The sequence below is a fragment of the Candidatus Omnitrophota bacterium genome, assembly GCA_028715965.1.
Taxonomy (GTDB): Bacteria; Omnitrophota; Gorgyraeia; order Tantalellales; family Tantalellaceae; genus JAQUQS01.
In genome coordinates, this window is record JAQUQS010000043.1 from 1 (window position 1) to 5,750 (window position 5,750).

Here is a 5,750-nt window from a genome sequence, read left to right on the forward strand (position 1 = left end):
TCAGATAGCCGCCGGTCGTGTGGGCACCGTCCGCGAATGAAATATCCACAACAAGTGTGCCTTCGGTCGTTTCCGTGTTTGAATAGATCAGCCTGTCCTGTGAATCATATTTCCGGTTCTCCATGTCCTTGGTGGTCGTGATGTCGGTCCCGTTGACTATGGTAGAGGTTTTCTGGAGAACATGTCCGAACGCGTCATACCTGTTGATGTCCTCTGTAACTGTCTGTTTTTCCATTCGCGTGAACCTGACAACGCCGGTCTGTGTGGTTATATCCAACGGCGTACCGCCAGGCGTAGTTGAAACTTTATAGCAATCCTGGTTGATCACTATCACGTAGAATATCTGGTCTTTGTCGGCGCCTGCCAATCCACTTAACACTATTGTGTCTCCATCCGAGAGACCGTGATCTTTCGAGGTGATCGTGTTGTTCATCGCGTCCACCGACGATGCCGCGACTTCGCTGGAACCGTGCGCTTTTTCATATACCTCGGTCTTGGAATGGATAAGCCTGCCCTTTGAGTCATAAACCCTGTCCTCCTGATCGACTTCTTTCCGTATCCCGTCGTCCGTGGTAATGACGCGTTCCATTTGCAGTACGTTGCCTTCCGCATCGTATGAATTGAAGCTTGTTTCTATGGAATATACGTCATCGACAAGCAGGGTGAAATTAAGTGTCATCTGCCCTACAGGCATAAGGATCGATGCTCCACCGGGCGCGGCGGATAACTGGAAGGAGTTCTCATCAACGTATTTAACATAGAAAACACCGTTCATGTTCCCGCCGGATATGCGTACCATGTCCCCATCAGAAAAACCGTGGCCCGCGGTCGTTATCGTGCTCCCATCTACCTGGACATCCCTCGTGGTCGCCCCGGCGTTCCCCTTTTCCGTTATTTTGGTATTCGAGTACAACAAATTCCCATCCGAATCGTATTTCCGGTCTTCGATATCGGATTCTATCCTGACGGTTTCATTGTTATTGAACGAATAATACGCGGCAAGGTCGTTAGCCGATACCATGGGTGAATTTTTGTTGGAAAGCATGCTTACTTCGGAGCTGCCGAGTATCCTGTCATAGAACGTAACTTCGTCTATGGAGCCGGAGAAGAAATATCGCGAGCTTTCTTCGTCCACCTGTCCCGTATGGAACCGCGTTTCATCCTTAACTCCACCTATGGCGGAGCCTTTAGAGCTTATGTCCACCCCGTCAAAAGCGTCAAAATGGGCCTCGTCGGCCAGTTTCCCGTCCAGATACAATTTGAACGTTCCCGGGTCGTTATTGTCTCCGCTTGAGAATGAATATGCCGCCGTATGCCATTCAGCCACGCTGACATTGGCGCTTAACCATACGGCAAAACTCCCGTTCCATAAGCCGGCGTAGACTTTCCCATCGAAGAGGTACATGTTGACGCCGCTGTCCTTACCGCCCTCCTCGTATAAAACCTGCAGTTCCGATGTGTTTTCGGCCTTGAACCACATGGCCCCGGTCCTTTCGCCGACGCGTTCACTTGAGATATCATCCGATGGCATCTCGATGTTGTTGAGGTCCAGATATGATGTGCCGTCAAAATACGCTACGCTGTCTCCCGACGTGACCTCTACGAATTTGATCCCATTGTTCACCGTGAGGTCATTGGAGTTCCCCGAGCCATCAAAGATAGTGTTCTCAATGGTCTTACGGGTCATCCTGAGGATATTGTCCTTTTCATCATAAGCTTCTATATCGGTTTCCAGGTACGAAACATCGGCATTTGCCCCTTCTCCGCGTGTTATCTTCTGCATCGAATATATCAACCGGTTCTTGTCGTCGTACTGCCTGTCTTCAGTGTCCATTATGCTTGAGACCACATCTCCCTGCCTGGTTATCTGTTCCATTCTGAGCACATTGCCTTTATCATCATATTTCCGCAGGAAGGTCTCTTCCGTATATCTGTTCTGAATGAAGGTAACATTGAACTCCGAGTCGATATTCTGGATGTCCAGCACATCGCCACCGAGTTTTTCCGATAACTTGAAAGTATCATCGTCAACCCGGATGACATAATAGACTTTTTCGGAGAGTCCGGAGTCCATGCCTATATTAAGGACCAGCATGTCGCCATCCAGAAGACCGTGATCAACGACCTTAAACGTATCATTGTCGGGATCAAAGTCCGTGATCTCGATATTCATCTTATCATTCTCTGCATACTCGGTGACCTGAACGCTTGAATGGTCGAGCCTGCCATCTTCGTTGTATTCCCTGTCCTCGACATCTTCCCGTCTGATCGTCCCCCCGTTCTCGTTCGTAGTTGTCGCCATCCGGAGGACCTGATCATTCACATTGTAGGACGATATCGTGGTCTCGACGGTATAAGAACTCTCGATCTTTACGGCGTCGCTGCGATATATGCCGCGATTTGCTTTGGTCAAGGTAATGATCTTTTCCGATCTAACATCATCGGCCGATCGCTGGACCGGGCCGTAAACTACGTTCTCCGGGTCCGGCACGCTGAACCTGAGTGGTATATATCCGTCTTCTTCGCTTTTTTGGACCGGGCCGTAGACCTGGGGACCTGTAGGCGCCGTGAACGAAAATGGCGAGTTTTGCAGCTCTCCTTTACTTATCTTGACATTCGAGCTTATTAATCGGCTTTGCCAGTCATATCGTCTGTCCTCGATATCTTCCTCGATCTCGATCTTATTGTCCTCTAACGTCGTGGTCTTCATCCTTAGTATCCGTCCGGCGACATCATATTTGGATATTTCGGTCTTGCGGTAATATGTGCGATCCACCGTAAGGTCCGTGAACAGACTTCTTCTGAAATTCGCGGCTAAGAACGACAGGTCGCCCAATGATATCTTGCCGTTACCGTCAATGTCGGCCGTAGCGTTGAAGCCCGGATCATCGGTCGTAGTCCGATAAAGCCCCTTGAATATGTCCAGGTCATCATAGTCGACATTGCCGTCAAAATCTATGTCCCCGGCAAGGAATCCGTTGGCCAGACGGATGCCCGGATCACTGTTCATGGTGCATTCGGTTATTTCGATATTCGAGTAGATGAGGTTACCGCGTGCGTCATACAAACGGTCCTCTATATCGCGTTCGAACGTGATCTTATCGCCCTCGATTATCATGCGGGATATCCGCGTGGCCTGGTTGAGATCATTAAAGGCCTCTATTTTGGTCTCTATCGTGGTAACATGCTCATGATCCCCATCGGTTTTAGTGATGGTTTTAAGCGAGTATATAAGGCGTCCTTTCTCATCGTAACGCCTGTCCGCTATATCCTCTTCCACGGTCTTCACGCCGCCTTTGTACGTAGTGATACGCATCCTCGATATATTGCCTTTTTCGTCATATGAGAGTATCTCGGTCTTCAGGAAATACGCGGTAATACCGTCGTCCTCATTCTTGCCGGCAAGCTGGCTGAGTATCTCCATCCAATTGGACTTATTGATCTTTAAAGCTTTGCTTATAAGCGTAAGGTCGGCCTCAATAATTACCTCGAAGGATTTCAAGAGACGTCCCTGGCTGTCATATTGCCTCGGTGCGGCATCTTTAGACCATGAGATCTTGCCGGCGGCCAGTTCACATGTTTCCTTGTAAACGATCAGGTTCCTGCCCAATATCGATATTTCGCCGGGATAGTTGTGGGTATATGTGGATGTGTCGACCTCAAGATGGAAATTAGAGGAAGACCCTATGTCAACGAACTCAATAAAGAACAGGTCTCCACTGGCGTTAGTCAGAACGGCATCGAAATCGATATTGTTAAGACGTGTGTAGTCCGCTTGTGAGACAAAGATGTATTGGGTGGAATTGATGAAGAATACCTTATAGCTGCTCAAACGCGTATACTCGGTCGGCGTTACAAGTACGAAATTCGTAGAGGTCAGGAAGTAAGTTTTATACTCAACGCCTGACAGGTACAGGGACATGCCGTTACCGGTCACGTTTATACCGGTCTGGTTATAGAAATCCGTTTTAGAATACGGGCCATACCAGGTGCCGTTGATGGTCGTATACGCGCCATTGCCCAAAGACTCGAGATCTTCGATCAGATATACGCTTTTGTCGTCATTCTTGAGCACTTCATACGCCTTGCCCGCGATCAATCCGGAGGGCAGATTGCCTTCCCCGAAATATATCGTATCGCCGGTCTCCAGGCCGTGGTTACTTCCCCATGTTATCAGGTTAGTAGTACCGTTCGATTGCAGGCTTATATCCGAACCTACCACATGTGTTCTGGTCGAATGGTCCAGCAAGCGTCCCTGGAAATCATATATCCTGTCGAAGTTCACCCATTCAAAACCGCTGTTATCCGATTTCATTACATATCTTTCATCCGTCTCTATCGTGGTGATCCCGCCGGAGGTGATATTCCTGGTCATACGCGTTACAAGGCCGAATTCGTTATAACCATGTATAACAGTTGAGATGTCAGTTGTTTTTCCGGCTTCGGTGACCCGGATGTTGGATGTTAAAAGCTGGCTTTTGCTGTTATATGTCCTGTTGCTGATATCCGTCTCGGTACTGGTAACGGAATTCGCCACCGTGGTCCTGGTCATTTTATTCACACGGCCGACGGTGTCATAGCTGGTAATACTGGTCTCGACCGTGTATTTATAATCCTGTCTTTCGAATATAGTTCTTCTGAACCTTACCTTGCTGCCGGCTGACGTAATATTGACTATGTTCCCGTTCTTGTCCCGTAACTGGAATGTCGTGCATAAGTTGTTGGCGTCCGTATTTGTCCCTACGACCCAGTAATATTTGACATCCGCGCTTATTCCTCCGGGTAAAGTGTCCCCCACGATCGTGACGACTTCACCGTTAGATATTTTATGTCCCGTACTTGTAATAGTGTCTGCGCTCGCGTTGACCGTTGCCGCCATTTCCATCAAGCTGTATGTAACGGCTGTTCCGGAGCTTGTCAAGGTCAGCGCGGTGGTCCCGTTCAAGGATATCTGGAAAGTGTTCGCGGTGACGTTTATAACATAATAGAATGTCCCGGCTTTAGTTCCTCCGGGTAATACCGTGCCATCAAGTTTTATCCTGTCTCCATTGACCAGTCCATGACCCGTTCTGGTTATCTTATTGTTGCTTACGGTGCACTCCTGCTGGTAGTGATATTCGCCATCCGAATACACATATATCAACTCGTCACCATCCCCGCCGCCGGTTAATGATGGTGAGAGTTCGTGTATCTCTATCTTGGAATGGGTCAGAAGTCCGGCCGCGCTATATGTCCTATCGACCAGATCTGTCTCTTTTACGACCATTCCGGGGAGCTCGTATGATCTGCCATCCATCGTAGGTCCGGAGATATAATTACGGGTCTCCTGGTGTATCCTTGTCGCCTGCCCCAGGTCGTTGTATTTGGTCACGGAGTAGCTGACCTGTTTTCTCGTAAAGTATTCGGTTATTGTATTACCATTATCCTGGCGTGTACGCTGTTCCTGTATCAGTGTGGTTGAACTGACCAGCCGTCCCTGCTGGTCGTATAACCTGTGCCCGAACCCGATGTTAAGGTAATAATTCGGCTTGGTCTCATCGGTAAAATTCGGAACTATACCACCGCCGGCAAGGGCGGTTTCAGCGTCGAAATCCCAGTCAGCTTCATATACTATCCGTCCGTCATCATAAATGGACGCTTTCCCCATATGGAGTACCTGTCCAAACAGGTTGTAGTCCATCATCCAGGTCTCTTCCTGGTATGAAATATTGAGGTTCGTGCCGGTTTCGGTGATCTGTTCCTGGGACAGC

The 5,750-nt window shown here is 48.8% G+C and carries 1 protein-coding gene; it reads right to left on the reverse strand.

Annotated features, from left to right (window positions below; genetic code table 11):
* Positions 1-5,750 (reverse strand): hypothetical protein (locus tag PHH49_08485; protein MDD5488975.1); only part of this gene is annotated, 5,750 nt, incomplete at both ends.